This window comes from Leclercia sp. M-A074-M (genome assembly GCF_965195605.1).
In the GTDB taxonomy this organism is placed as follows: domain Bacteria; phylum Pseudomonadota; class Gammaproteobacteria; order Enterobacterales; family Enterobacteriaceae; genus Enterobacter.
Window position 1 is genome coordinate 289,936 of the sequence record NZ_CBDAHM010000006.1, and the last position, 24,834, is coordinate 314,769.

Here is a 24,834-nt window from a genome sequence, read left to right on the forward strand (position 1 = left end):
TTACTCGCCTTTTTTCGCTGCCTGGATGTAGAGCATCTCCAGCGCCAGGGTCGCTGCGGCCAGCGCAGTGATCTCGGACTGGTCATAGGCAGGGGCCACTTCAACGACGTCCATACCGACGATGTTCAGATCCTTCAGGCCGCGCACCAGTTTGATGGCGCGGTCTGAGGTCAGGCCGCCAATTACCGGGGTACCGGTACCTGGGGCAAAGGCTGGATCCAGGCAGTCGATGTCGAAGGTCAGGTATACCGGCATATCACCGACGATCTGCTTAACCTGGGCGATGATGTCATCCACGCCGCGATCGTTCACCTGGCAGGCGTCCAGCACGGTGAAACCGTTGTCTTTGTCGAATTCGGTACGGATGCCGATCTGTACGGAGTGGTTCGGATCGATCAGACCTTCCTTCGGCGCGGTGAAGAACATGGTGCCGTGGTCAAATTCACAGCCGTTCGCGTAGGTGTCGGTATGCGCATCGAAATGCACCAGCGCCATCTTACCGAAGTGTTTCGCGTGGGCGCGCAGCAGGGGCAGCGTCACGAAGTGGTCACCACCGAAGGAGAGCATGCGCTTGCCGGCAGCCAGCAGTTTTTCTGCGTGCGCCTGCAGTTTTTCACTCATTTCACGCGCGTCGCCGAAGGCATACACCAGGTCACCGCAGTCCACGACGTTCAGGCGCTCGCGCATGTCGAAGTTCCACGGGAAGCGGTTATGCTCCCAGGCGAGGTTGGTGGAAACCTGACGAATGGCCGCCGGGCCATGACGGCCACCGGCACGACCGGATGTCGCCATATCAAATGGTACGCCGGTGATCACCCAGTCCGCATCGCTGTCGTAAGGCTGGAAGTTCATCGGAAGGCGTAGAAAACCAAAGGCATTGGAAACTAACGAGTTGTCGTACTGGTGACCTAAGGTGCTCATGGCAAAAACCTCATATTCGTCGCTATAAAAAAACCCTCCCGCGTCGTTAGCCCGACGAGGAAGGGTTAGATTGGAAAAGGCAATAAAAAGAATTATCGCCGTTAATCTGCGCAGGTTCAAGTCAGGAAAAACGATCCCCCACCTCACCCCTTATAAGCGACGCAACCGGTCGATCAGCGGACCGGCCTCCTTAATCAGCGTTGCCGTTGACGGCTGGCACAAACACTCCAGCGAAACCGCCCCCTGATAGTTGGCCGCTTTTAGCGCCAGATAGATGTCGTCAATCGGCAAATGGCCATACCCCGGAAACGCCCGGTTAGAGTCGGCAAAATGCACATGCCGCAGCCGGGAGCCCAGCAAGGCTATCGCGTCGGTGAAATCGCGATCCTCAATATTGGCATGGAAAATATCCCATAACACGCCGACATTTTCCGGTGCGTCGCAGAAGCTCATAAACGCCATCATATCCGCCGCGCTGTGCAGATGCGCGATTTCATAGCGATTGAGGGCTTCAAGGACCAGCGTTACGCCGCACCGCTTCGCCTGCTCCACGCACGGCGCCATCGCCTCCGCCAGCGCATGCATATACTCGGTTTTACTCAGCATCCTGTCCGTTGCGCGCAATGAGCCTATGGTGACATGGCTCGACAGCTGCGCGGCGGCGTCAATATGTTCCGCCAGGCGCTGTTGAGTACGCAAAACCACCGCCCTGTCGCTGGAAAGTAAAGAGAGGCCATCGCGCTTGCGGGCCTGGCCCGTGGCAATAGTCGTACACCCCAGCCGGTAATCATCCAGCCGCTTTTTCAGCCATGAGACCTCCATGCCTTCATAATCATTGATGCACAGTTCGGCGGCGTCGAAGCCGCTTTGCGCCAGCCACGCCAGCCCCTGCTCAAAGTCCTGCGGGGTAAAAGGCGAAAAAAGCGTTTCATAACGGCAGGTTAGCGTTGCGCTAAAGGTAATCATATCCTTCCCCATCATCTGTGAACCGGTATCGTCGGGTTAGCGCATTGCTCTGCCCAGGATGCGTTCGGCATTACGGGAGAAGCTTTTCGCCGCCTGCTCTACCGTAAGGGTGCCCTGGTCGATATTTTCAATGGTGTTGTGCCAAAGCTCGACAAACTGCGGGTTATCGAAATAGGGCGAGGTGGGGATGTTATGGGGCAGTGCCAGGGAGGCGTTGATCCCGGCTACGGTAATATTGTCCTTTTGAATCACTCCCTCTGCTTCCAGCTGCTGCGCGGCCTTTTTACTCAGCGGCGTGCCGCGCTCCAGCCCCATCGCTTTGACGCCCTGCGGATCGTTCATTAAAAAATCGATCAGCTTCGCCGCCTCCTGTGGGTGCTTCGTCGATTTCCCCACGCTGAACATCATTGTCGGCTTGAAGAATAATCCGGCATCTTTCGCCCCCGGCAGCATAAAGAATGGCCCCAGCTCCAGCTTGTTATAGGGCGCGGTCAGGTTGTTTTCATACATCACGGCATTCGTATTCCACATATAGATGCCGCCCCATTTTCCCTGGATCCAGGGCTTCATCTCCCAGGTATTACTTTTGCCGTAAGAGGAGAGTACCCGCATGGAAGGGAAGACGTGGCTGTCGACAAGATCTTTATACAGCTGGAAGAACTCCACCCACTGCTGCGGGGTATAGTTGAACTTGCCCGTTTTCTCATTAATCGCCGGAATCGCGTACTTCTGCACCATCCAGGACTGTACCAGCGTCAACGACTCCATATAGTCGAGAACCAGCGGATATTTCTCTTTGTCTTTTGCCTGAAACGCTTTCCCGGCCGCCATCAGCTCCGGCCAGCTCTGCGGGTAGCTGACGCCCATCTCCTGCCATAATTTCTTGTTGTAGTAGAAGCTGCGCGCCGTCACCGCCACCGGAATGCCGTTCAGCTTGCCGTTGACCGTGGTGGTACTCAGAGACTGCGGGTCATATTGCCCGAGGTCGAGCACCGCTTTCTGGCTGTAGAGATCATAAAAGCCGTTGCCGTCCCGGGAAAAAATAGGCAGCCAGTTCCAGTTGGTCTGAATGACATCCGGCTCGTTGCCGCCCGCAATCTGTACGGTCAGGCGCGAGAGGTATCCCTCCCACCCGGCGTATTCGGCCTTCACCTTGATATCAGGGTATTTCTGCTCAAACAGCTTGATGGCGTTCAAGGTCGCCTGGTGGCGGCTGTTTCCTCCCCACCAGGAGATACGGATTTCCGCCGCCTGCGCCGCCGCGAGGCAGGAGCAGGCAAGCAATAATGAGGCGCTCAGGCAAGCGTTACGTTTCTTCATCGTTTGCTCCTTATTAAGCCTTAATGTTTTGCAAAACCTCAGGCGGGATCTCGGCCAGATAGAGCGCCGGTTTACCGTCTTTATCCGTGCTGAACAGCACCGCTTTTTCGTCCGGCGTAAACGAGGGGTGCGGATGCGTCACCTGGCGATCGCCGTCCAGCACCTGCCAGGATGAGCTGTGACGGGCGATTTTGTAGGCTTGCTTTTTCCGCAAATCAAATAACCACAGGTAGGGATCGCTGGTATCGCCATAGCCGGCGTTATCGGCGATATCAATGGGCACGCCGGAACCGTCGCCTACGGCGAGGGAGCCATCTTCGTTACTCATGACGTGCGAACAGGGGGGCATCGCCATCAGACGTTCGTCCTGACCGCTCTGACCATCAATACGGCATAAATAGCGCACAGGGCTGTTTTTCACATAGGTGACGTACATCAGCGCCGAGCCATCCGGCACCCAGAATTCATGGGTATAGCTCTCCCCGGGAGCGGGCTGTCTGGCTTTACGAATATTGCTGCCATCTTCATCCATCAGCCACATACGGGCATCAACCCGGTCCAAAGGACCCTCGTGGCAGAAGGCCACGGTGTTGTCATCAAAGGGTCGATAAATCGGATGCCCCAGCCACTGATTCTCCTCCAGCAGCGTGGTTCTCTCCCCTGTATGTAGATCGATGCGGATAACCCGACAGCGCGGCTGCTCGGCCCAGAAGGTCTGGAAGACGGTCCAGTCGCTAATTGGCCGCCAGCTGTCGCGATGGATCTCCACGCCGACAAGCTTATTGCAGGCGCTGTTCGCCACCCAGGTGCCATATCCCACCCACTCTTCCGGCACCTGATAAACGATCTCTTCCTGCAGCGTCGACAGATTTACCCGCATTAAATTGCGTTCGCTTTTTACATAATAGAGCGAGGTTTCATCCGGTGATAAAAAGCCGCCAAAGGTATTATCGCCCGCGCCTTCCGTTAATTGTGTTGCTATACCCGTCGCCAGATCCAGCAGATAATAGTTGCGGTTAACATCGAACTCACCGGCAAAAATTAATTTCCTGCCACCATCAATAAAACATTTCTGGTAAAAGTAATTACGATGACAAATAACATCAACAGGCGTGAAGCGGGTAACTTTAGCGCCGGTATCCTCATCGATATAGTGTTCAAAATGTAATTGCACCTTCATACCTTTCGCCATGGGAACTCCTCCTGTCAGGGCATAACAATCTGGCCTGCAGATGACACACGTTTTTAGCGCATTCGAGCAGGCTCACACTTTTTTTCTTACGCCAGCAGCGGCGTTTGATCTTTGCGGGGATCGCATCTAGCATGCGTTTTTTATCGCTGCGGAATGCGTTTAATGAATACAACGACGCCTTACCTGTTAATGGAATTTAATTCACCTGAAATATGGCGCTGGGCTTTTATTGAAAAAGCGGTACGACTGGCCACAGGCTATGGTTTTCAGGGCATTATTATTCACCAGCAGTCATTATTAGCGCGTCTGGCTCCGCCTTCACCGCATTGTAAAGGCGCCGATTTAATTAATCTCACCATCGCCCAGGAAAATGCCATTATTTATTTACGCAAAGTGGGCGACTATGTTCAACGTCATAATTTGCAGCTTTGGTTACAGGGAGAAGCCACCCCTAATAGCCAGGAATTAAAAGCGAAATTCCCGGAGTTTTTTCTTTCTGAAAATAACGAATCCCACTTTATTCACGCTTTTTTTCAGAACGTCATTCCGCACATTCTCGCCGCGTTGCCCACCGTTCGCGGTCTGCGCCTGTCGTTATCCACGCCCGACGTCAGCACCGAAAACTGGATTAGCGCACTAAAGGCGTTATATAAGGGCATCCGGCAACTGGGACGCCAGCTTATTTTACGCGATTACCAGGACAAAACCTGGCCCCGGCATATGCTGCGGGAAGCGCTGGAGGCCCTGCCCGGCGACGTTCGCGCCTCGGTTAAAGCAACCGAACTCGATTACCGTCCCGGCTTTGCCGGTAATCCCAATCTGCTCAACATTCGCCATAACCAGAAATGGCTGGAGCTGGATCTCTGGGGGCTGGAATATGGCTGGACGCTGCTGCCCTGTTATCTGCTTGACGAAATCCAGCAGCGCCTTAGCTGGCTTAATCAGCTCGACAGTACGCCAGAGGCCATCACCGTCCGCGTCGACTGGGAGTGGCTGCCCGACCTGACGCTGGAAGATTCCGTTAACGAGCTTAATTTGTCCGGCCTCTCCCGGCTGATCCACGAGCCAGAGATCGCCCCCCGTCAACTGATCGCTCCCTGGCTACAGCAACGCGCCCGCGCCCCTCTCTCCTTGCCGAACCTTAACGCCATCAGCGAAATTCTCGTCGCCAGCCACGAATGGAGCTGTAAAACGCCTACCCTACTGGGGCGCGTGCTGCAATCCCACAGCCGCCCCCCGGAAGATTTAGACCAGACTCTGCATCTGCTTCATCTTGATACCCGCGGCGCCAGCTGGACCCAGTCTTTTCAACCGCTGATGCCGAGCGACGATCCGGAGCTGGGCCACCAGCAGCGTCAGCTTATCGAGCTTGAGGACCAGCGTAGCCGCTTCCTGGCCGACTATATGTACAGCCGGGCATCTAATCTCCTGCCTGATAGCATGCTCACCGACGAAGCCCGGCATATCATCCTTTCCGGGGTAACCCGGGCGGTGAAATATAGCCATATCTACAGCGCGTTCACCCGGGCGCTGACGCTAAAACTGTGGCTGCGCAAATATGGCGAGCAAGCGGATGTCAGGGCGGAATTCACCGCGGCGCTGGCGCACTTTACTCATCAGAATCGCGAGCTTGAAACGTGGCTGCTTCAGCACGGCTCACAACATCCCTCCTCCTTCGCCACACTGCTCAATCCGCCACGCATCGCGGCGTTGATAGCAAGCCTGGCTCACGACTAAGCGATAGTGAAAGCATGGTGGCACAGGGGCGGGAAGTAAATCCGTCAGGCAAAAGGAAAAGAGCGGTTAGCGCAATGAGCGGTAGAAAAAGCGAGGCCGATCACGACCCGGGGAAATTTCAGGTGATCTAACTCACATTTGAGAGGCAGGATATTGTGATCGCCATCTACTGGCTGGGGCAGGAAAAGCCCGGCGACGCAAACGTCGCCGGGCACCGTCATTACTCGTCTTCCAGATACGTGTAACCGTACAGACCGGCTTCAAACTCTTCCAGGAACTGTTTCTGCAACGTATCGTCCAGGTCGGTCTTTTTCACCTGATCGCGGAACTGGGTCAGCAGTTTGTTCGGATCGAGCTGCACGTACTGCAACATGTCCGCCACGGTGTCGCCCTCGTCAGAGAGCTCCACTTCCACATTGCCGTCAGGGAAGACAAACACGTCAACCGCTTCGGTGTCCCCAAACAGGTTGTGCATGTTGCCCAGGATCTCCTGATAGGCCCCGACCATAAAGAAGCCCAGCATAGGTGGGTTCTCCGGATCGTACTCCGGCATTGGCATGGTGGTAGCGATACCGTCACCGTCAATGTAGTGATCGATCGCGCCGTCGGAGTCACAGGTGATATCCAGCAGCACCGCGCGGCGCTCAGGCACCTGGTTCAGCCCTTCCAGCGGCAGGACCGGGAACAGCTGATCGATACCCCACGCATCCGGCATCGACTGGAACAGCGAGAAGTTGACGTACATTTTGTCCGCCATACGCTCCTGCAACTCGTCGATGATCGGACGGTGCGCACGGTTGCTCGGATCGAGCTGTTTCTGCACTTCGTGACACATGTTCAGATAGAGCTGCTCTGCCCAGGCGCGCTCCTGCAGACTGAACGTACCGGATGAATAGCCGATATGAATATCATGCAGGTCCATCTGGCTGTCGTGCAGCCACTCGCGCAGGGAACGGCGGGTGCCCGGCTCGTGCATCTCCTGCCAGGTTTCCCACATACTCTGCAGGGCGCGTGGCGCGTCGTCAGCAGGCGGTGTGGCTTCGGTGTATTCGTTGCGCTCAACGCCAATAATGTTGGAGACCAGCACCGTATGGTGCGCGGTCACCGCGCGCCCGGACTCGGTGATCACCGTCGGGTGCGGCAGGCCGTGCTCTTCGCAGGCATCGCCGATTGCCCAGATGATGTTGTTCGCATATTCGTTCAGGCCGTAGTTCACGGAGCAGTCAGACTTGGAGCGAGTACCCTCGTAGTCCACGCCCAGGCCGCCGCCCACGTCGAAGCACTGGATATTCACGCCCAGCTTATGCAGCTCGACGTAGAAACGGGCCGACTCGCGCACGCCGGTGGCGATATCGCGGATGTTGGCCATCTGGGAACCGAGGTGGAAGTGCAGCAGTTGGATGCTGTCCAGACGACCACGCTCGCGCATGATCTCCACCAGCTGCAGAACCTGGTTCGCCGCGAGGCCGAATTTGGATTTTTCACCGCCGGAGGACTGCCACTTGCCGGAGCCCTGGGAGGCCAGACGTGCACGTACACCCAGGCGCGGCACCACGTTCAGACGTTCGGCCTCTTCCAGCACAATGTTAATCTCAGACATCTTCTCGATGACCAGATAGACCTTGTGGCCCATCTTCTCACCGATCAACGCCAGACGAATGTATTCACGGTCTTTATAACCGTTACAGACGATCACCGAGCGGGTCATGCCGGCATGGGCCAGCACCGCCATCAGTTCCGCTTTGGAACCGGCTTCCAGACCCAGCGGTTCGCCGGAGTGGATCAGGGATTCAATAACGCGACGATGCTGGTTTACCTTGATCGGATAAACCAGGAAGTAGTCGCCGTTATAGCCGTAGGATTCACGCGCGCGCTTAAAGGCGGCGTTAATGGAGCGCAGACGGTGTTGCAGGATCTGCGGGAAGCAGAACAGAGCGGGCAGACGCTGGCCCTGCGCTTCGCGTGCTTTTACCAGTTTGGCGAGATCGACGCGCGCTTCCGGTACGTCAGGATCCGGGCAAACGCTGATGTGGCCCAGCTCGTTGACGTCGTAGTAGTTGTTACCCCACCACGCAATATTGTATGTGCGCAGCATCTTGCTGGCTTCCTGGGAGCTCATCGCAACCTCCTGCATAGAACGTAGTACACCCTGTTCGCCCGCTGACGAAGGCGAAAACGAAGACATGTCGTCAGACATAGCGAACCTCAACTCTTACTATTAAGTGTAAAACAGTTGACTACTATCGCAGCGTCAATCTGCGATAACAACCCATTATCCGACCGGTTTTCCAGCACAGAATGCTGAAAGCCGGGCCGTGCGACCGGTTTCTTATTCATATCATTGTAAAACACGTATCCGAACTCTGTATGACAAGGTCCGGCGAAACCACGAGAAAACTCTTGTATTAACAAGAGCGCCCTTGTTCAGTCTTCACAAAGCGTAGTGCCTGCCCGGGAATCCTGAGAAGCGCCGAGATGGGTATAACATCGGCAGGTTTGCAGATTAGAAATGCGAATGGCGGGGTACATGTTCCGGCCTGAAAGGCAGAACTGAATTAGCGGAAAACGACGGTTCATTATCTCGTATCACCTCCACGCAAGCCCGATGAAGCTCGCGACAAGTTAAAGCTAAAAGTTCACTGCTTTACCCGGCTGGAAGTGGCGACACGAAGAAACGTCGTGTGCTTTTTTGTATGAGCCGCGCGCCGCGTTTTATACCGACAAGACGCGGAAAATGCAAAATATAAATGCGGGCATTGACGCACCGTCAGCAAAAATTTCCAGCAGGGTTTTCAGGGGCGTGTGGATACATTTAAAAAAAGCTGGAAATCGGGCGAAGAAGTGACCTAAAATAGCCATCCAGATGTTAATCCATCCATACCGATTAACACTCAGACTGCCAGTGTCACCATCTGCAAGTCCTGGTGGAAAAACCTGCCACGGCTATCCCACACGACAGTTTGAGCTAAACAAATTCTCCTTAGGTAAATTAAAACATGGCAAAACACCTGTTTACGTCCGAGTCTGTATCAGAAGGACATCCTGATAAAATTGCTGACCAAATTTCCGATGCCGTGCTGGATGCGATCCTCGAGCAGGATCCAAAGGCGCGCGTAGCGTGTGAAACCTATGTCAAAACCGGCATGGTGATGGTAGGCGGTGAAATCACGACCAGTGCATGGGTTGATATCGAAGAGATCACCCGTAACACCGTACGTGAAATCGGCTATGTGCATTCTGATATGGGCTTTGATGCCAACTCTTGCGCCGTCCTGAGCGCCATTGGCAAACAGTCCCCTGACATCAACCAGGGCGTTGACCGTGCCGATCCGCTGGAACAGGGTGCAGGCGACCAGGGCCTGATGTTTGGCTACGCTACCAACGAAACCGACGTGCTGATGCCAGCGCCAATCACCTATGCGCACCGTCTGGTGCAGCGTCAGGCTGAAGTGCGTAAAAACGGCACCCTGCCGTGGCTGCGTCCGGATGCGAAAAGCCAGGTCACCTTCCAGTACGACGACGGCAAAATTGTCGGCATTGACGCGGTGGTTCTCTCTACTCAGCACGCTGAAGATATCGAGCAGAAATCCCTGCAGGAAGCGGTGATGGAAGAGATCATCAAGCCGGTTCTGCCAACCGAATGGCTGAATAGTTCCACCAAATACTTCATTAACCCAACGGGCCGCTTTGTTATCGGTGGACCAATGGGCGATTGCGGCCTGACCGGACGTAAGATCATCGTTGATACTTACGGTGGCATGGCGCGTCACGGTGGCGGCGCATTCTCCGGTAAGGATCCGTCTAAAGTTGACCGTTCCGCAGCCTACGCAGCACGTTATGTTGCCAAGAACATCGTGGCTGCTGGCCTGGCAGACCGCTGTGAGATCCAGGTCTCCTACGCTATCGGCGTGGCGGAACCGACCTCCATCATGGTTGAAACCTTCGGTACTGAAAAAGTGCCTTCAGAACAGCTGACCCTGCTGGTACGCGAGTTCTTCGACCTGCGTCCGTACGGTCTGATTCAGATGCTGGATCTGCTGCACCCAATCTACAAAGAAACCGCTGCATACGGTCACTTTGGTCGCGAACATTTCCCATGGGAAAAAACCGACAAAGCCGCTCTGCTGCGTGAAGCTGCCGGTCTGAAATAATCGACTGACCGCTTACTGAAAAAGCCAGCCTCGTGCTGGCTTTTTGTTTTTTATCCCCCTGAATGCCCCGCCTGAAATCGCTTACATCGCGATAAAAACGCAGCCCTTTCGGAATACTCTCTTTGTCTGTCCCGCCCCTCTCACATACTTTTACAGCATCCCATTCAAAACTTTACATTCATAAAACAAAAAACCAACTGGAGGGCTTCATGCCTGATAATAAAAAACAGGGGCGGACGTCCAACAAGACGATGACATTCTTCGTCTGCTTCCTCGCAGCACTGGCAGGATTACTTTTCGGCCTCGATATCGGCGTGATTGCCGGCGCCCTGCCGTTCATTACTGACGAATTCCAGATCGATTCCCATACCCAGGAGTGGGTGGTCAGCTCGATGATGTTCGGGGCTGCGGTTGGGGCAGTTGGCAGCGGCTGGCTCTCCTTCAAACTCGGGCGTAAAAAGAGCCTGATGATTGGTGCGATTCTGTTTGTCGCCGGTTCGCTCTTCTCTGCCGCGGCGCCGAACGTGGAAGTGCTGATTGCTTCGCGTGTGCTGCTGGGTCTGGCGGTGGGTGTGGCCTCTTATACCGCGCCGCTGTATCTGTCTGAGATTGCACCGGAGAAAATCCGCGGCAGCATGATCTCCATGTATCAGCTGATGATCACTATCGGTATTCTTGGCGCCTATCTTTCTGACACCGCCTTCAGCTACAGCGGCGCATGGCGCTGGATGCTGGGCGTGATCATTATCCCGGCGGTACTGCTGCTGATTGGCGTCTTCTTCCTGCCTGACAGCCCGCGCTGGTTTGCGGCTAAACGGCGCTTTAACGATGCGGAGCGCGTCCTGCTGCGCCTGCGCGATACCAGCGCGGAAGCGAAGCGTGAGCTGGAAGAGATCCGCGAAAGCCTGCAGGTCAAACAGAGCGGCTGGGCGCTGTTTAAAGAGAACAGCAATTTCCGTCGGGCGGTGTTCCTTGGCGTGCTGCTGCAGATCATGCAGCAGTTCACCGGGATGAACGTCATTATGTATTACGCGCCGAAAATCTTTGAGCTGGCGGGTTACAGCAACACCACTCAGCAGATGTGGGGCACCGTGATTGTCGGCCTGACCAACGTGCTGGCGACCTTTATCGCCATCGGTCTGGTGGATCGCTGGGGTCGTAAACCGACGCTGACGCTGGGCTTCCTGGTGATGGCCGCCGGTATGGGTGTGCTGGGTACAATGCTGCATGTGGGTATTGATTCCACCGCGATGCAGTACGTAGCCGTCGGGATGCTGCTGATGTTTATTGTTGGTTTTGCGATGAGCGCGGGCCCGCTGATCTGGGTACTCTGTTCTGAGATCCAGCCGCTGAAAGGCCGCGACTTCGGTATTACCTGCTCCACCGCCACCAACTGGATCGCCAACATGATTGTCGGCGCAACCTTCCTGACCATGCTCGATACGCTGGGTAATGCCAACACCTTCTGGGTGTACGGCGGTCTGAACCTGCTGTTTATCGTGCTGACGCTGTGGCTGGTTCCTGAAACGAAACATGTTTCGCTGGAACATATTGAACGCAACCTGATGAAAGGTCGCCCACTGCGCGAAATTGGCTCCCACGACTAATCCGTCCGGCTTCCTCCCCTGCGGAGGAAGCCGCTTGCACCGCCTCGCCGCAGGCTCTATGCTCTGCTCCTATGAAAACACCCCGTCTCCCTATTGCGCTTCAGCAAGCCGCTATGCGCAGCCTGCGCGATAAACTGGCCCAGGCCAATCTGAAACTCGACCGGAACTACCCTGAACCTAAGCTGGTGTGGCAGCAGCGCGGCACCGCAGCAGGCACCGCCTGGCTGGATGCGTACGAGATCCGCCTTAACCCTGTTTTAATGCTGGAAAACCAGCAGGCGTTTATTGACGAGGTGGTGCCGCATGAACTGGCGCATCTGCTGGTTTGGAAGCACTTTGGCCGCGTGGCGCCGCACGGCAAAGAGTGGAAATGGATGATGGAAGCGGTGCTGGGCGTACCGGCTCGCCGAACCCACCAGTTCGAGCTTGATTCCGTTCGGCGCAATACGTTCCCCTATCGCTGCCCCTGTCAGCAGCACCAGCTTACGGTGCGTCGCCATAATCGGGTGGTGCGCGGTGAAGCCACCTACCGCTGCGTCAAGTGCGGTGAACCCCTTATCGCTGAGTAACCGGCAGAACAATCAGGAACATTCATGATCTGCCTGATTGCATACAGGAATAACTTTCGTTACGTTGCGGGCTCGTTTTGACACGGAGTTCACGATGTCCCGTAATTTCTCTCTCGCGGTCGCGTTTCTGACGACGGCGTTCTCAGGCCATGCGCTGGCCGAAGGTATCCACAGTTTTTCCCAGGCAAAAGCCGCAGGCGTAAAGGTTAATGCCGACGTGCCGGGCGATTTTTACTGCGGCTGTAAAATTAACTGGCAGGGCAAAAAAGGGGTCGTGGATCTGCAGTCCTGCGGCTACAAAGTGCGTAAAAATGAGAACCGTGCCAGCCGTATCGAATGGGAACATGTGGTCCCGGCCTGGCAGTTCGGCCACCAGCGTCAGTGCTGGCAGGATGGCGGACGTAAAAACTGCGCCAAAGACCCGATCTATCGCCAGATAGAGAGCGATATGCATAACCTGCAACCCGCCGTGGGCGAGGTAAATGGCGATCGCGGCAACTTTATGTACAGCCAGTGGAACGGCGGCGAAGGCCAGTATGGCCAGTGCGCCATGAAGGTCGATTTCAAGGAGAAACTTGCCGAGCCGCCTGCCCGCGCCCGCGGCAGCATCGCCCGCATCTATTTCTACATGCGCGACAGGTATCACCTCAACCTCTCCCGCCAGCAGACCCAGCTCTTCAACGCCTGGGATAAACTCTATCCGGTCACGGCCTGGGAGTGCATACGAGACGAGCGCATCGCCAAAGTGCAGGGGAATCACAACCCTTACGTCCAGCGCGCTTGCCAGGCGCAAAAGAGCTAACCTACACTAGCGGCAACTGTTTCTTAGCGTCCCCCTCCCCCTCTCCCCTGTGGGGTGAGGGGGACTCAGCTCTTGATGGATTTCTTAACTATGCGTGTTCCTCGTATTTATCACCCTGAACCGCTCGCCGCTGGCAGTGAAATCGCCCTCTCGGAAGAGGCCGCCAACCATGTTGGCCGCGTGCTGCGCATGGGTGCAGGCCAGGCGATTCAACTGTTTGATGGATCAAATCAGGTTTTTGACGCCGAAATCATCCGCGCCGATAAAAAAAGCGTGCAGGTCAGCGTCCTGCATAGCGACATCGACGATCGTGAATCACCGCTGCATATCCATTTAGGCCAGGTGATGTCGCGCGGCGAAAAAATGGAATTCACCATCCAGAAATCGATCGAACTGGGTGTAAGCCTCATTACGCCACTTTTTTCTGAGCGCTGCGGGGTTAAACTGGATGCTGAACGTCTGAATAAGAAGCTCCAGCAGTGGCAAAAAATCGCCATTGCCGCCTGTGAGCAGTGTGGCCGCAACCGCGTCCCGGAGATCCGTCCGGCCATGGATCTTGAAGCCTGGTGCGCGGAAGAGGAGCAGGGTCTGAAGCTCAACCTTCATCCCCGCGCCAGCGCCAGCATCAACACCCTGCCGCTGCCGGTTGAGCGCGTGCGTTTGTTGATCGGTCCGGAAGGCGGCCTGTCGGCGGATGAGATCGCCATGACCGCACGCTACCAGTTTACTGATATTCTGTTGGGACCCCGCGTTCTGCGTACTGAGACCACCGCGCTAACCGCCATCACTGCCCTGCAGGTGCGTTTTGGTGATTTAGGTTGAAGCATTAACGGAGAAGACAATGATCAAGCTCGGCATCGTGATGGACCCCATCGCAAGCATCAATATCAAGAAAGATTCCAGCTTCGCTATGCTGCTGGAAGCGCAACGTCGCGGCTATCAGCTCCACTATATGGAGATGAGCGACCTCTACCTGATTAACGGCGAGGCGCGTGCGCGCACCCGCATCGTCAACGTCGAGCAGAATTACGATAAATGGTACGAGTTTGGTTCCGAGCAGGATCTGCCGCTTGCCGAACTTGACGTGATCCTGATGCGTAAAGACCCGCCGTTCGACACGGAATACATCTACTGCACCTATATCCTGGAGCGCGCAGAAGAGAAAGGCACCCTGATCGTCAACAAACCGCAGAGCCTGCGCGACTGTAACGAGAAGCTCTACACCGCCTGGTTCTCCGACCTGACGCCAGAGACGCTGGTAACGCGCAATAAAGCGCAGCTGAAAGCCTTCTGGCAGAAACATGGCGATATCATCCTGAAACCGCTGGACGGCATGGGCGGTGCCTCAATCTTCCGCGTTAAAGAGGGTGACCCAAACCTGGGGGTGATCGCCGAAACGCTGACCGAGCACGGTACCCGCTACTGCATGGCGCAGAACTATATTCCGGCGATTGTCGACGGCGACAAGCGCGTGCTGGTGGTGGACGGCGAGCCGGTGCCTTACTGCCTGGCGCGTATTCCGCAGGGTGGCGAAACCCGTGGTAACCTGGCGGCCGGTGGCCGTGGCGAGCCGCGTCCGCTGACCGAAAGCGACTGGGAAATTGCCCGCCGCGTGGGCCCGCTGTTAAAAGCCAAAGGGCTGATCTTCGTTGGCCTCGACATCATTGGCGATCGCCTGACAGAAGTGAACGTGACCAGCCCGACCTGTATTCGTGAAATCGAAGCTGAGTTCCCGGTGTCTATCACCGGCATGCTGATGGATGCGATCGAAAAACGGCTGAAGCAGTAACAGTCCCAATATTTATACACACAACCCTTCATGCTGCATCAAGGCGCAGCCGTTGCCCCGGCAGCGTGAAGGGTGAAGTGTATAGTGACAGTGTCGGGTTTTGTCCGCATACTGGGTACTGTCGCTTTTTAAACCAGGAAACTGAACCTCTGACAATGAATTTACAGCATCACTTTCTGATTGCCATGCCTGCTCTCCAGGATCCGATTTTCCGCCGTTCCGTCGTGTATATCTGCGAGTACAGCGAAGAGGGTGCGATGGGGATTATCATCAATAAACCGCTGGAAAATCTGACTGTTGAAGGCATTCTGGAAAAATTGAAAATTTCCCAGGACGAACGTGTTCCTGAAATTCGTCTCGACAAACCGGTGATGCTGGGTGGCCCGCTGGCAGAAGATCGCGGCTTTATTTTGCATACGCCGCCCGGTTTCTCCTCCAGCATCCGCATCTCTGACAATACCGTTGTGACCACCTCCCGTGACGTGCTGGAGACGCTGGGCACCACCAGCCAGCCGGCGGATGTGCTTGTGGCGCTCGGTTACGCCTCATGGGAAAAAGGCCAGCTTGAGCAGGAGATCCTGGATAATGCCTGGCTCACTGCCCCGGCAGATCTGAACATTCTGTTTAAAACCCCCATCGCCGATCGCTGGCGGGATGCGGCAAAACTGATTGGCATTGATATCCAGACCATGCCTGGCGTCGCGGGGCATGCCTGATGAGCGGCACGCTTCTCGCCTTTGATTTCGGCACTAAAAGTATCGGCGTGGCGATCGGCCAGCGCATCACCGGCACCGCCCGCCCGCTGACGGCGCTGAAAGCGCAAAATGGCATCCCGGACTGGAACCTGATCGAACGACTGCTGAAAGAGTGGCAGCCGGACGAGGTCATCGTCGGTTTACCGTTGAATATGGATGGCACAGAACAGCCACTAACTGCCCGGGCGCGCAATTTTGCCAATAAAATTCATGGCCGTTTTGGCGTGGCGATTAAGCTGCATGACGAACGGTTAAGCACGGTTGAAGCCCGCGCCGGTCTGTTCGAGCATGGCGGTTTTCGCGCGCTAAACAAAGGCAGCGTCGATTCCGCTTCTGCGGTGATTATTCTCGAAAGTTTCTTCGAGCAGGGTTACTGATCCCCCTCTCTTTGCCCGGCAATCCGGGCAATTCATTCCCGGTCCGCCAGCAGCGTAGCGTTGAGCGCGGTCAGCTCATCAAGACGGGAGCGGACGCTCTCATCGTCAATATTCCACATGCCGGCAAAGGCCAGCGCGGCATGGTGCGCCCCTACGGGCACCGCCATCGACACTTCACCGTCGTCATGATGCCAGATCACACGTCCCTGCTCGCGCTGCTGGGCCACATGCGGGGCGAGGTTTTGCCACTGCTCTGGCGTAAAGCGTGGGATTAGCGCGTCATCCGGTTCGCTCGCCAGTAGCGACATGCCAATCACCGATTGCCAGGCAGGGAGCATATGGAATCCGGCCAGCGCCTGGCTGGCCTGGCTGCCGGGAACGGCGTGCCAGATATAGATGACCTGATCCTCCCACAGCACGCCCAGGGCCACCACGATATCGCGTGGCGCATGGCGCTCCAGCCGGGGCAAGGCGCGGGAGAAAAGCTCCGAGCCACGGATGGACTGCGCCGCCAGGGCATGAATGCCGGGACCAGGCAGGTAGCGACGATGCTCGTCCTGCATGGTCAGGCCAATAGAGGCCATGGTCATCAGCAAACGGTTCACCCGAGTGGTGTTGATCCCCATCAGTCGTGCGAGTTCACGGCAACCGATAGCACGGTCGCTGGAAACCAGATATTGCAGACAGCGAATGCCGTCGATAAGACTTTGGTTCGGTTGTGATGACATAGCCGCTTTCAATCAGTGCAATCAGAACTCGATTTTAGCGCCCGTACCGCAGGAAACAAGGCCATGAGAGGCATTCTCTGCTGGCACAGGCTCATGACAATCGCCCCTGCGCCCTGCGCTCAGCCAGGCTCTGCTCGAAGTTTTGCATGCCAGCCTGCTGCCCGGTCTGGATCACGCCGGGCAGTTGCCAGGTTTTTCCTTCGCGGATTAAATTGGCTGCCGCAGGGGTATTAACCAGTAATTCGAACAGCGCGACGCGCCCCTGCTGATTATCCCTTTCGAGTTTTTGCGCCAGCACGGCGCGCAGGCTGCCTGCCAGCTGTTTCCGTACCGGCTCTTTTTCCTGCGCGGGGAAGGCATCCACCAGCCTCTCCACTGCCTGGGCGGCGCCCCGGGTGTGGAGCGTCGCCAGCACCAGATGCCCGGTCTCTGCGGCGGTAAGCGCAAGACGTATCGTCTCGCTGTCACGCAGTTCGCCCAGCAGGATCACATCAGGATCTTCACGTAAGGCTGCCCGCAGCGCGTCGGCAAAGGAGAGGCAATGCAGGCCAATCTCCCGCTGCTGAACCAGGCAACGCTTGCTTTGATGGATAAATTCCACCGGATCTTCGAGCGTCAGGATATGCCCGTCGCTATGGTGATTGAGAAAATCGACCATTGCCGCAAGGGTGGTGGATTTACCGCTGCCTGTCGCCCCGGTCACCAGTATCAAACCGTTATCATTTGCCAGCAGTTCGGGTATCGCCCGCGGCGCTCCCAGGGTGCGCAACTGCGGGCACGCGTCTGGAAGCAGGCGGAGCACCAGAGAACACCCCTGCATATGCGCAAAGGCGCTGGCCCGCAGCCGCTGCCTGCTCGCAAGCGTAACGGCAAAATCCACCTGCCCCTGGGCGCACCATGCCCCCTGCTGCTCGTCGCTAAGCCAGCTTTTCAGCAGCATCGCGACCTCCGGCCCCGGAAAGGGAGCAAATTCCATTTTCCCTCGCCGCCGCCAGCGAGGTGGTGCGTTACTGCACAGGTGTAGATCCGACACATTATGCTTTACACTAAGGGCCACAATTTCTTCCATATCCATTTAATGATCCCCGGAAAATGAACGACATTGCGCATAACCTGGCACAGGTCAGGGACAAAATCTCAGCCGCGGCAACAGGTTGCGGCCGTGCTTCAGAAGAAGTTACGTTGCTTGCAGTCAGTAAAACCAAGCCTGCGAACGCTATCGCAGAAGCCATTGATGCAGGCCAGCGCATGTTCGGTGAAAACTACGTGCAGGAAGGGGTGGAAAAAATCCGCCATTTCCGGGAAAAGGGCACCGCGGATCTGCAGTGGCACTTTATCGGACCACTACAGTCGAACAAAAGCCGGCTGGTGGCGGAGCATTTCGACTGGTGTCATACCGTTGATCGTCTGCGCATCGCCACCCGTCTGAGCGAGCAGCGCCCGGCAGAGATGACGCCGCTTAACGTGCTGATCCAAATCAACATTAGCGATGAGAACAGTAAATCCGGCATTGCGCTGGATGCCCTGGATCTGCTGGCGGAACAGGTTGCCGCTCTGCCCGGCCTTCGCCTGCGCGGGTTAATGGCGATCCCGGCCCCTGAAACAGATTACGACAGGCAGTTTGCCGTAGCCCGGCAAATGGCTGTAGCATTTGAGGCGCTTAAAACGCGCTACCCAACGGTCGACACGCTTTCACTGGGCATGACGGACGATATGGCCGCCGCGATTGCGGCTGGCAGCACCATGGTGCGCATCGGGACAGCAATTTTCGGCGCGCGCGATTACACCCAATAATAAGGAAACCTGAGGAACGCCATGAAGACGTTGACCTTCCTGCTCTCAACGGTCATTGAACTGTATACGATGGTGCTTTTGTTACGCGTCTGGATGCAGTGGGCCCGTTGTGATTTTTACAACCCCTTCTCACAGTTTGTCGTGAAAGTGACCCAACCGATTGTCGGACCGCTGCGCCGGGTGATCCCGCCAATGGGCCCGATTGACAGCGCCTCCCTGCTGGTTGCGCTGATCCTGTGCGTGGTGAAAGCGATCGTGCTGTTTATGGTCATCACCTTCCAGCCGATCATCTGGATCGCGGCGGTGTTGATCCTGATAAAAACGATCGGCCTGTTGATTTTCTGGGTTCTGCTGCTGATGGCGATCATGAGCTGGGTAAGCCAGGGCCGTAGCCCGGTGGAGTATGTCCTGATTCAGCTTGCAGACCCGCTGCTGCGCCCGATTCGTAATCTGCTGCCGGCCATGGGCGGGATCGACTTCTCTCCAATGATCCTCGTACTGCTGCTGTACGTGATCAATATGGGTATCGCTGAACTGCTGCAGTCCACAGGCAATATGCTACTGCCGGGGCTGTGGATGGCGTTATGAGTGCTGTCAGCACCTGCGCCGATGGGCTGGTTTTATGGCTGTATATTCAGCCGAAAGCCAGCCGCGACACGATTATCGGGCTGCATGGCGATGAAGTAAAAGTCGCCATCACTGCCCCTCCTGTGGACGGCCAGGCCAATGCCCATCTGGTGAAGTATCTGGCGAAGCAGTTTCGCGTTGCGAAAAGCCAGGTGCTGATCGAGAAAGGTGAACTGGGCCGTCACAAGCAGGTCAAAATTCTTCATCCGCAACAAATCCCGACGGAAGTCGCGGCACTGATACAACAGGATTAACAGATGCAAAAAGTTGTTCTCGCTACCGGTAACGCCGGTAAAGTGCGCGAGCTGGCCTCGCTGTTAAATGATTTTGGTCTGGATGTGGTTGCCCAGACCGAACTGGGGGTGGACTCTGCAGAAGAGACCGGCCTGACCTTTATTGAAAACGCCATTCTGAAGGCGCGCCATGCTGCACAGGTCACCGGCTTACCGGCCATTGCCGATGACTCTGGCCTGGCGGTAGATGCCCTTGGCGGCGCGCCAGGAATTTACTCCGCCCGCTATTCTGACGTCGATGCCAGCGATCAGCAGAATCTCGAAAAGCTGCTGGAAACGCTCAAGGATGTGCCGGATGAGCAGCGCAAGGCGCAGTTCCACTGCGTGCTGGTCTATATGCGACACGCTGAAGACCCAACGCCGCTGGTCTGCCACGGCAGCTGGCCGGGCGTGATAGCCCGCGAGGCGGCAGGCAATGGCGGCTTTGGCTACGATCCGATCTTCTTTGTCCCGAGCGAGGGCAAAACCGCTGCGGAACTGACCCGCGAAGAAAAAAGCGCGATTTCCCATCGTGGACGCGCCCTGAAACTGTTACTGGAAGCATTACGTAATGGCTAATTTGCCACCATTGAGTCTTTATATTCACATCCCGTGGTGCGTGCAGAAATGCCCGTACTGCGATTTCAACTCGCATGCGCTAAAAGGCGAAGTGCCCCATGACGATTACGTTCAGCATCTGCTTGCCGATCTGGACGCCGACGGACCTTACGCGCAGGGACGTGAAGTAAAGACCATTTTTATCGGTGGCGGTACGCCGAGCCTGCTCTCAGGGCCGGCGATGCAAACGCTGCTGGATGGCGTGCGAGCGCGCCTTAATCTGGCAGCGGATGCAGAGATTACCATGGAGGCCAACCCAGGTACCGTTGAGGCCGACCGTTTTGTGGAGTATCAGCGCGCCGGGGTGAACCGTATCTCTATTGGCGTGCAGAGCTTTAGCGCGCCGAAGTTAACGCGTCTGGGGCGCATTCATGGCCCGGATGAGGCGAAACGTGCCGCTCACCTGGCGACCGGGCTGGGATTGCGCAGCTTTAACCTCGACCTGATGCACGGCCTGCCGGATCAATCCCTGGAGGAAGCGCTGGACGATCTGCGTCAGGCCATTGAGCTGAACCCGCCGCACCTCTCCTGGTATCAGCTGACCATTGAGCCAAACACGCTGTTTGGTTCACGCCCGCCGGTACTGCCTGATGATGACGCGCTGTGGGATATTTTCGAGCAGGGCCACAAGCTTTTGACCGCCGCCGGGTATCAGCAGTACGAAACCTCGGCCTACGCGAAGCCTGGCTACCAGTGTCAGCACAACCTGAATTACTGGCGTTTTGGCGACTACCTGGGCATTGGCTGTGGCGCCCACGGCAAAGTGACCTTCCCGGACGGACGGATTCTGCGCACGGCTAAAACGCGCCATCCGCGTGGCTATATGGAAGGACGCTATCTTGAGCGCAGCCATGATGTTGAAGCCGACGATAAGCCGTTTGAGTTCTTTATGAACCGCTTCCGCCTGCTTGAACCCGCACCGCGCAAGGAGTTTACGTTGTATACCGGGTTGCCGGAGTCGGTCATTCGTCCGCAGATTGACGAAGCGCTGGCGCAGGGGTATCTGATCGAATGCGCTGATTACTGGCAGATAACCGAGCATGGCAAACTGTTCTTAAACTCCCTTCTTGAGCTATTCCTCGCCGAAGCGTCCTGAAGCAGGCTTCAGGGTTTTGCCTCCCCTTCTGCTGGTTAAGGGAAAAGCGGGCAGAGTGCGGGGAGGGAACTTACTGGTTCTTATGCGAAACAGCTTCGCCGAAAGCGGACCATAGAGACGTCTCCCCTCGCCCCGACCCTCATCCTGAAAGGGAGAGGGTTAAGGTGAGGGGCCCAGAACGCACTAAACTACTTCAACGTCCCCACCAGCGCCTTTCGGCTCTCTTCCAGCGAGACAACACGCTTACACACATCTTTGCCAAAGCTCTGGAAATCCGCTTCCTGGTTTTTCCACTCGTTCTGAATGGCGGTTTGCAGGCCGCCCAGGCTACCCAGTACGCCCTGCAGCGGGTTGCCGCCGCCTTTCAGTACCGCTTTGGCGCCCATTTCGTTAATGCTGTCCTGCAGAATGCCGCCCATCGCCTGGTTCACCAGCTGCTGACCGTCGGCACGTACCTGATCGATCGCTTTATAGTGGAACGTCAGGCCATCGGTGCGATGCTCAATAATGCGGTTCATCTGCTCTTTTAACTGCGCGTCCAGTTTGGTGAGCCGCGAGCGCATGTTGCTGCTCTCACCTACCTCTTTCGCGATGATCTTATCCAGCGCGACACGGCCTTTTTCCACGCGGGTCTGTGCGCCTTCGTCGATCCACGGCAGCGCGCTGCGCAGATCGGCCTGGTAATCTTTTGCCTGTTCACGTTGGGCTGCGCTCAGCGTGTACTGCTTGCCGTTAAACATGACGTTGCCATCCGGGGTGATCACCAGATTGCCGTTCTCACCTTTTACCTGCACGGTTTGGGGACTCAGGATCACATCGTCACGCGGCGTGACTTCACATTTGTACTCTGCGTGAGCGGTGAGTGCCGTGGTCATTAAAGCCGCGGCGAGCAGCGTTTTGCGCATCATATATTCTCCCTCATACAAAATGGGCCAGCAATTGCTGGCCCCTGATGCTCTATTAGTCCCACCAAATGTCGAAAAGTTCGCTGATGCGCACCTCTTCGAATTTGTGGTCTTCCAGCCACTTACGCACCATGGCCTGATCTTCTTCGCTACACTTGCCGATCTCTTGTTTGCAGATCAAACCTTCCCACGCCAGGTAGCCGCTGCCGTCAAACGCCAGCTTGTTCGGCTCGATGACTTCATTGATGAAAGCGTCGACATCTTCATCAATTTTTTCTACGCTGGTGCCTTCCGGGAAACGCCATGCAACCGAAAAACCCACCTCCTGGAACTCCTCGATGTGCATTTTCTTACGCAGACGACGGCTACGGTTCTTTGCCATTATTTTACCCTCTCGAACATTAAGTCCCATACGCCGTGACCAAGACGATGGCCACGCTGTTCAAATTTGGTTACCGGACGCGATTCAGGACGCGGTACATAGTCATTGCTCGCAGACTGGTTTTTATACCCGTCCAGCGCCGACATCACCTCCAGCATATGTTCCGCATACTGTTCCCAGTCGGTTGCCATATGGAAAACACCACCCAGCTTCAGTTTGCTTCTGAGAAGCTCAGCAAACGGCGCCTGAACGATACGGCGTTTATTATGACGTGCTTTGTGCCACGGGTCAGGGAAAAAGAGCTGAACCATGCTCAGAGAATTGTCAGGGATCATCTTGTGCAGCACTTCTACCGCGTCGTGACACATCACGCGCAGGTTCTCGACGCCCTCTTCGTGGGCGGTCGCCAGACACGCACCGACGCCCGGGGAGTGCACTTCAATGCCGAGGAAGTTCTGCTCCGGGCGCGCTTTTGCCATGGTCACCAGCGAAGCGCCCATGCCAAAACCGATCTCAAGTGTAATTGGCGCGTCGCGGCCAAACAGCGCCACAAAGTCGAGCGGCTGTTCGGTGAACTCAACGCCCATCACCGGCCAGTAGTTATCCAGCGCGTGCTGCTGCCCTTTGGTCAGGCGCCCCTGACGGCGGACAAAGCTGCGAATACGGCGCAGCGGGCGACCGTTTTCATCAAATTCCGGTGATATGACGTCGTTTTTCATAAAAGAGTAGTCTGCTTGTGAGAATGTTCGGGAAACGGGCATTATCCAAAGTTAATGACCGGATGCAAGCATGGGAAAGATCCGGTTTACAGCCGCATGCCTCTGTGCTGCAATCTGCCTCCCTGATACCGCAAAGCGAAGACCATGCAAGCCTCTCAATTTTCAGCCCAGGTGCTGGACTGGTACGACAAATACGGGCGTAAAACCCTGCCCTGGCAAATTGAAAAAACACCGTACAAAGTATGGCTCTCAGAGGTGATGTTGCAACAAACGCAGGTCGCGACGGTTATCCCTTACTTTGAGCGCTTTATGGCGCGTTTTCCAACGGTGACCGATCTGGCTAACGCCCCGCTGGATGAAGTGCTGCATCTGTGGACCGGGCTCGGCTATTACGCCCGCGCCCGCAACCTGCATAAAGCCGCCCAGCAGGTGGTTTCGCTGCACGGTGGCACCTTCCCGGAAACCTTCGATGAAGTGGCCGCCCTGCCGGGCGTGGGGCGCTCCACCGCCGGGGCCATCCTTTCCCTCTCGCTGGGCAAACATTTCCCGATTCTCGACGGCAACGTTAAACGCGTGCTGGCGCGCTGCTACGCCGTCGGTGGCTGGCCGGGCAAGAAAGAGGTGGAGAAACGCCTCTGGGAGATCAGTGAAGCGGTCACTCCCGCTCAGGGTGTTGAACGCTTTAACCAGGCGATGATGGATTTAGGGGCAATGGTCTGCACCCGCTCGAAACCGAAATGCGAACTGTGCCCGCTGAATAATCTCTGCGTGGCCTATGCTAACCAGTCGTGGGCGCACTATCCCGGTAAAAAGCCGAAGCAGACCTTACCAGAACGTACCGGCTATTTTCTGCTGATGCAGCACGAGGAGACCGTCTGGCTCGCCCAGCGTCCGCCAAGCGGTTTATGGGGCGGTCTCTTCTGCTTCCCGCAGTTTGAGGATGAAGAGCATCTTCGCGACTGGCTGGCGCAACGCGGCATCCCTGCCGATACTCTTGTGCAGCTCACCGCGTTTCGCCATACCTTCAGCCACTTCCATCTGGATATTGTTCCAATGTGGCTTCCCGTGTCCTCATTCACGGCGTGCATGGATGAAGGCACCGCTCTCTGGTATAACTTAGCGCAACCGCCGTCAGTGGGGCTCGCGGCTCCCGTAGAGCGCCTGTTACAGCAATTACGTGTCGGAGCAACGGTTTAGCTCCGGGCGACAAAGAGGAATCAGTATGGCCAGAACAATTTTTTGCACCTTCCTGCAGCGTGAAGCAGAAGGCCAGGACTTCCAGCTCTATCCGGGCGATCTGGGTAAGCGCATCTATAACGAAATTTCGAAAGAGGCGTGGGCGCAGTGGCAACACAAGCAAACCATGCTGATTAACGAGCGCAAGCTCAACATGATGAACGTTGAACACCGCAAACAGCTTGAAGAGGAGATGGTCAATTTCCTGTTTGAAGGCAAAGACGTTCACATCGAAGGCTATACGCCACCAGAAAAATAATATCGTGCCGCC

General features: G+C 56.2%; 28 protein-coding genes. 16 read left to right on the plus strand and 12 right to left on the minus strand.

The annotated features are described in order from the left end of the window. From speB to ACOKCT_RS14630, 4 genes are all read right to left on the minus strand, one after another. A complete protein-coding gene (speB, locus tag ACOKCT_RS14615) occupies positions 1-921 on the minus strand; it encodes an agmatinase (RefSeq protein ID WP_058608614.1) in 921 nt (306 codons plus the stop codon). A gap of 150 nt (positions 922-1,071) precedes the next feature. Beyond that, positions 1,072-1,887, minus strand: coding sequence for a sugar phosphate isomerase/epimerase family protein (locus ACOKCT_RS14620; protein ID WP_159339846.1), 816 nt, complete (start codon positions 1,885-1,887; stop codon positions 1,072-1,074). Between the two features lie 36 nt (positions 1,888-1,923). Then, entirely contained in the window at positions 1,924-3,207 is a 1,284-nt protein-coding gene (locus ACOKCT_RS14625) for an ABC transporter substrate-binding protein (RefSeq protein WP_103176912.1), read from the minus strand. A 13-nt stretch (positions 3,208-3,220) separates the two neighbouring features. Then, positions 3,221-4,399 carry an oligogalacturonate lyase family protein gene (locus ACOKCT_RS14630; protein ID WP_263950277.1) on the minus strand — a complete coding sequence of 393 codons (1,179 nt, stop codon included), beginning with the start codon at positions 4,397-4,399 and terminating at the stop codon, positions 3,221-3,223. Positions 4,400-4,561: 162 nt separating this feature from the next. On the opposite strand from ACOKCT_RS14630, the gene ACOKCT_RS14635 reads away from it, so the two are divergent. Further along, a complete protein-coding gene (locus ACOKCT_RS14635; RefSeq protein WP_420193606.1) occupies positions 4,562-6,136 on the plus strand; it encodes a hypothetical protein in 1,575 nt (524 codons plus the stop codon). Between the two features lie 220 nt (positions 6,137-6,356). Here the strand turns inward: ACOKCT_RS14635 and speA are convergent, their stop codons facing one another. The 3 genes from speA to ACOKCT_RS14650 form a co-directional block, all read right to left on the minus strand. After that, the gene (gene speA / locus ACOKCT_RS14640; RefSeq protein WP_103830403.1) at positions 6,357-8,333 is read right to left on the minus strand and encodes a biosynthetic arginine decarboxylase; all 1,977 of its coding nucleotides are present in this window, start codon (positions 8,331-8,333) and stop codon (positions 6,357-6,359) included. Positions 8,334-8,341: 8 nt separating this feature from the next. Beyond that, positions 8,342-8,473 carry an acid stress response protein YqgB gene (yqgB, locus tag ACOKCT_RS14645; RefSeq protein WP_139156299.1) on the minus strand — a complete coding sequence of 44 codons (132 nt, stop codon included), beginning with the start codon at positions 8,471-8,473 and terminating at the stop codon, positions 8,342-8,344. Between the two features lie 87 nt (positions 8,474-8,560). Further along, positions 8,561-8,713, minus strand: coding sequence for a hypothetical protein (locus ACOKCT_RS14650; protein ID WP_418936642.1), 153 nt, complete (start codon positions 8,711-8,713; stop codon positions 8,561-8,563). A gap of 419 nt (positions 8,714-9,132) precedes the next feature. On the opposite strand from ACOKCT_RS14650, the gene metK reads away from it, so the two are divergent. From metK to ruvX, 8 genes are all read left to right on the plus strand, one after another. Further along, on the plus strand, positions 9,133-10,287 hold the full coding sequence (metK, locus tag ACOKCT_RS14655) for a methionine adenosyltransferase (protein WP_103176917.1): 1,155 nt from the start codon (positions 9,133-9,135) through the stop codon (positions 10,285-10,287). A 209-nt stretch (positions 10,288-10,496) separates the two neighbouring features. Then, complete coding sequence (locus ACOKCT_RS14660; protein ID WP_103176918.1) at positions 10,497-11,894, plus strand: sugar porter family MFS transporter; 1,398 nt, start codon at positions 10,497-10,499, stop codon at positions 11,892-11,894. Positions 11,895-11,965: 71 nt separating this feature from the next. Beyond that, positions 11,966-12,463, plus strand: coding sequence for a SprT family zinc-dependent metalloprotease (locus tag ACOKCT_RS14665; RefSeq protein ID WP_103822812.1), 498 nt, complete (start codon positions 11,966-11,968; stop codon positions 12,461-12,463). Between the two features lie 94 nt (positions 12,464-12,557). Further along, positions 12,558-13,265 carry a deoxyribonuclease I gene (gene endA, locus ACOKCT_RS14670; protein ID WP_103176920.1) on the plus strand — a complete coding sequence of 236 codons (708 nt, stop codon included), beginning with the start codon at positions 12,558-12,560 and terminating at the stop codon, positions 13,263-13,265. A gap of 90 nt (positions 13,266-13,355) precedes the next feature. Beyond that, the gene (gene rsmE, locus ACOKCT_RS14675) at positions 13,356-14,087 is read left to right on the plus strand and encodes a 16S rRNA (uracil(1498)-N(3))-methyltransferase (RefSeq protein WP_420193607.1); all 732 of its coding nucleotides are present in this window, start codon (positions 13,356-13,358) and stop codon (positions 14,085-14,087) included. A gap of 19 nt (positions 14,088-14,106) precedes the next feature. Then, positions 14,107-15,054, plus strand: a complete 948-nt coding sequence (gshB, locus tag ACOKCT_RS14680; RefSeq protein ID WP_114316823.1) for a glutathione synthase — start codon at positions 14,107-14,109, stop codon at positions 15,052-15,054. Between the two features lie 155 nt (positions 15,055-15,209). Continuing rightward, positions 15,210-15,770, plus strand: coding sequence for a YqgE/AlgH family protein (locus ACOKCT_RS14685; protein ID WP_103176923.1), 561 nt, complete (start codon positions 15,210-15,212; stop codon positions 15,768-15,770). After that, positions 15,770-16,186, plus strand: coding sequence for a Holliday junction resolvase RuvX (gene ruvX / locus ACOKCT_RS14690; RefSeq protein ID WP_103176924.1), 417 nt, complete (start codon positions 15,770-15,772; stop codon positions 16,184-16,186). Before ACOKCT_RS14685 ends, ruvX begins: the two co-directional genes overlap by 1 nt. 32 nt (positions 16,187-16,218) lie before the next feature. On the opposite strand, the gene ACOKCT_RS14695 is transcribed toward ruvX, so the two are convergent. Then, entirely contained in the window at positions 16,219-16,914 is a 696-nt protein-coding gene (locus tag ACOKCT_RS14695) for a transcriptional regulator (RefSeq protein ID WP_103176925.1), read from the minus strand. Between the two features lie 91 nt (positions 16,915-17,005). Next, positions 17,006-17,989, minus strand: coding sequence for a type IV pilus twitching motility protein PilT (locus ACOKCT_RS14700; RefSeq protein WP_159339851.1), 984 nt, complete (start codon positions 17,987-17,989; stop codon positions 17,006-17,008). 17 nt (positions 17,990-18,006) lie between these two features. On the opposite strand from ACOKCT_RS14700, the gene ACOKCT_RS14705 reads away from it, so the two are divergent. The 5 genes from ACOKCT_RS14705 to hemW are packed head-to-tail and all read left to right on the plus strand — an operon-like array spanning position 18,007 to position 21,321. Then, the gene (locus tag ACOKCT_RS14705; RefSeq protein WP_420193608.1) at positions 18,007-18,708 is read left to right on the plus strand and encodes a YggS family pyridoxal phosphate-dependent enzyme; all 702 of its coding nucleotides are present in this window, start codon (positions 18,007-18,009) and stop codon (positions 18,706-18,708) included. Positions 18,709-18,729: 21 nt separating this feature from the next. After that, positions 18,730-19,296 carry a YggT family protein gene (locus ACOKCT_RS14710; protein WP_103176928.1) on the plus strand — a complete coding sequence of 189 codons (567 nt, stop codon included), beginning with the start codon at positions 18,730-18,732 and terminating at the stop codon, positions 19,294-19,296. Next, positions 19,293-19,589, plus strand: a complete 297-nt coding sequence (gene yggU / locus ACOKCT_RS14715) for a DUF167 family protein YggU (RefSeq protein ID WP_103176929.1) — start codon at positions 19,293-19,295, stop codon at positions 19,587-19,589. The genes ACOKCT_RS14710 and yggU overlap by 4 nt, the downstream gene beginning before the upstream one ends. A gap of 3 nt (positions 19,590-19,592) precedes the next feature. Beyond that, positions 19,593-20,186 (plus strand): RdgB/HAM1 family non-canonical purine NTP pyrophosphatase, encoded by a 594-nt coding sequence (gene rdgB / locus ACOKCT_RS14720; RefSeq protein ID WP_420193609.1) that lies wholly within the window; start codon positions 19,593-19,595, stop codon positions 20,184-20,186. Next, positions 20,179-21,321 (plus strand): radical SAM family heme chaperone HemW, encoded by a 1,143-nt coding sequence (gene hemW, locus ACOKCT_RS14725; protein ID WP_159339853.1) that lies wholly within the window; start codon positions 20,179-20,181, stop codon positions 21,319-21,321. The genes rdgB and hemW overlap by 8 nt, the downstream gene beginning before the upstream one ends. 188 nt (positions 21,322-21,509) lie before the next feature. On the opposite strand, the gene ACOKCT_RS14730 is transcribed toward hemW, so the two are convergent. The 3 genes from ACOKCT_RS14730 to trmB are packed head-to-tail and all read right to left on the minus strand — an operon-like array spanning position 21,510 to position 23,327. After that, complete coding sequence (locus ACOKCT_RS14730; protein ID WP_103176932.1) at positions 21,510-22,229, minus strand: DUF2884 domain-containing protein; 720 nt, start codon at positions 22,227-22,229, stop codon at positions 21,510-21,512. 52 nt (positions 22,230-22,281) lie between these two features. Continuing rightward, the gene (locus ACOKCT_RS14735; RefSeq protein WP_180209608.1) at positions 22,282-22,608 is read right to left on the minus strand and encodes a YggL family protein; all 327 of its coding nucleotides are present in this window, start codon (positions 22,606-22,608) and stop codon (positions 22,282-22,284) included. Next, positions 22,608-23,327: a tRNA (guanosine(46)-N7)-methyltransferase TrmB gene (trmB, locus tag ACOKCT_RS14740; RefSeq protein WP_103176934.1), complete on the minus strand. Its 720-nt coding sequence runs from the start codon at positions 23,325-23,327 to the stop codon at positions 22,608-22,610. The genes ACOKCT_RS14735 and trmB overlap by 1 nt, the downstream gene beginning before the upstream one ends. 144 nt (positions 23,328-23,471) lie before the next feature. On the opposite strand from trmB, the gene mutY reads away from it, so the two are divergent. After that, a complete protein-coding gene (mutY, locus tag ACOKCT_RS14745; RefSeq protein WP_103176935.1) occupies positions 23,472-24,524 on the plus strand; it encodes an A/G-specific adenine glycosylase in 1,053 nt (350 codons plus the stop codon). 25 nt (positions 24,525-24,549) lie between these two features. Next, positions 24,550-24,822: an oxidative damage protection protein gene (locus tag ACOKCT_RS14750; RefSeq protein WP_103176936.1), complete on the plus strand. Its 273-nt coding sequence runs from the start codon at positions 24,550-24,552 to the stop codon at positions 24,820-24,822. The last annotated feature ends 12 nt before the right edge of the window (positions 24,823-24,834 follow it).

Excerpts from the sequence above, each read along its gene's own strand:
- yggU (WP_103176929.1), top strand. The coding sequence starts at position 19,293 with ATGAGTGCTGTCAGCACCTGCGCCGATGGGCTGGTTTTATGGCTGTAT.
- speA (WP_103830403.1), bottom strand. The coding sequence starts at position 8,333 with ATGTCTGACGACATGTCTTCGTTTTCGCCTTCGTCAGCGGGCGAACAG.
- ruvX (WP_103176924.1), top strand. The coding sequence starts at position 15,770 with ATGAGCGGCACGCTTCTCGCCTTTGATTTCGGCACTAAAAGTATCGGC.
- ACOKCT_RS14685 (WP_103176923.1), top strand. The coding sequence starts at position 15,210 with ATGAATTTACAGCATCACTTTCTGATTGCCATGCCTGCTCTCCAGGAT.
- ACOKCT_RS14665 (WP_103822812.1), top strand. The coding sequence starts at position 11,966 with ATGAAAACACCCCGTCTCCCTATTGCGCTTCAGCAAGCCGCTATGCGC.
- trmB (WP_103176934.1), bottom strand. The coding sequence starts at position 23,327 with ATGAAAAACGACGTCATATCACCGGAATTTGATGAAAACGGTCGCCCG.
- ACOKCT_RS14695 (WP_103176925.1), bottom strand. The coding sequence starts at position 16,914 with ATGTCATCACAACCGAACCAAAGTCTTATCGACGGCATTCGCTGTCTG.
- ACOKCT_RS14710 (WP_103176928.1), top strand. The coding sequence starts at position 18,730 with ATGAAGACGTTGACCTTCCTGCTCTCAACGGTCATTGAACTGTATACG.
- ACOKCT_RS14620 (WP_159339846.1), bottom strand. The coding sequence starts at position 1,887 with ATGATTACCTTTAGCGCAACGCTAACCTGCCGTTATGAAACGCTTTTT.
- endA (WP_103176920.1), top strand. The coding sequence starts at position 12,558 with ATGTCCCGTAATTTCTCTCTCGCGGTCGCGTTTCTGACGACGGCGTTC.
- mutY (WP_103176935.1), top strand. The coding sequence starts at position 23,472 with ATGCAAGCCTCTCAATTTTCAGCCCAGGTGCTGGACTGGTACGACAAA.
- rdgB (WP_420193609.1), top strand. The coding sequence starts at position 19,593 with ATGCAAAAAGTTGTTCTCGCTACCGGTAACGCCGGTAAAGTGCGCGAG.
- ACOKCT_RS14705 (WP_420193608.1), top strand. The coding sequence starts at position 18,007 with ATGAACGACATTGCGCATAACCTGGCACAGGTCAGGGACAAAATCTCA.
- ACOKCT_RS14700 (WP_159339851.1), bottom strand. The coding sequence starts at position 17,989 with ATGGATATGGAAGAAATTGTGGCCCTTAGTGTAAAGCATAATGTGTCG.
- metK (WP_103176917.1), top strand. The coding sequence starts at position 9,133 with ATGGCAAAACACCTGTTTACGTCCGAGTCTGTATCAGAAGGACATCCT.
- gshB (WP_114316823.1), top strand. The coding sequence starts at position 14,107 with ATGATCAAGCTCGGCATCGTGATGGACCCCATCGCAAGCATCAATATC.
- ACOKCT_RS14625 (WP_103176912.1), bottom strand. The coding sequence starts at position 3,207 with ATGAAGAAACGTAACGCTTGCCTGAGCGCCTCATTATTGCTTGCCTGC.
- ACOKCT_RS14630 (WP_263950277.1), bottom strand. The coding sequence starts at position 4,399 with ATGGCGAAAGGTATGAAGGTGCAATTACATTTTGAACACTATATCGAT.
- speB (WP_058608614.1), bottom strand. The coding sequence starts at position 921 with ATGAGCACCTTAGGTCACCAGTACGACAACTCGTTAGTTTCCAATGCC.
- rsmE (WP_420193607.1), top strand. The coding sequence starts at position 13,356 with ATGCGTGTTCCTCGTATTTATCACCCTGAACCGCTCGCCGCTGGCAGT.
- ACOKCT_RS14635 (WP_420193606.1), top strand. The coding sequence starts at position 4,562 with ATGAATACAACGACGCCTTACCTGTTAATGGAATTTAATTCACCTGAA.
- ACOKCT_RS14650 (WP_418936642.1), bottom strand. The coding sequence starts at position 8,713 with ATGAACCGTCGTTTTCCGCTAATTCAGTTCTGCCTTTCAGGCCGGAAC.
- yqgB (WP_139156299.1), bottom strand. The coding sequence starts at position 8,473 with ATGAATAAGAAACCGGTCGCACGGCCCGGCTTTCAGCATTCTGTGCTG.
- ACOKCT_RS14750 (WP_103176936.1), top strand. The coding sequence starts at position 24,550 with ATGGCCAGAACAATTTTTTGCACCTTCCTGCAGCGTGAAGCAGAAGGC.
- ACOKCT_RS14730 (WP_103176932.1), bottom strand. The coding sequence starts at position 22,229 with ATGATGCGCAAAACGCTGCTCGCCGCGGCTTTAATGACCACGGCACTC.
- ACOKCT_RS14660 (WP_103176918.1), top strand. The coding sequence starts at position 10,497 with ATGCCTGATAATAAAAAACAGGGGCGGACGTCCAACAAGACGATGACA.
- hemW (WP_159339853.1), top strand. The coding sequence starts at position 20,179 with ATGGCTAATTTGCCACCATTGAGTCTTTATATTCACATCCCGTGGTGC.
- ACOKCT_RS14735 (WP_180209608.1), bottom strand. The coding sequence starts at position 22,608 with ATGGCAAAGAACCGTAGCCGTCGTCTGCGTAAGAAAATGCACATCGAG.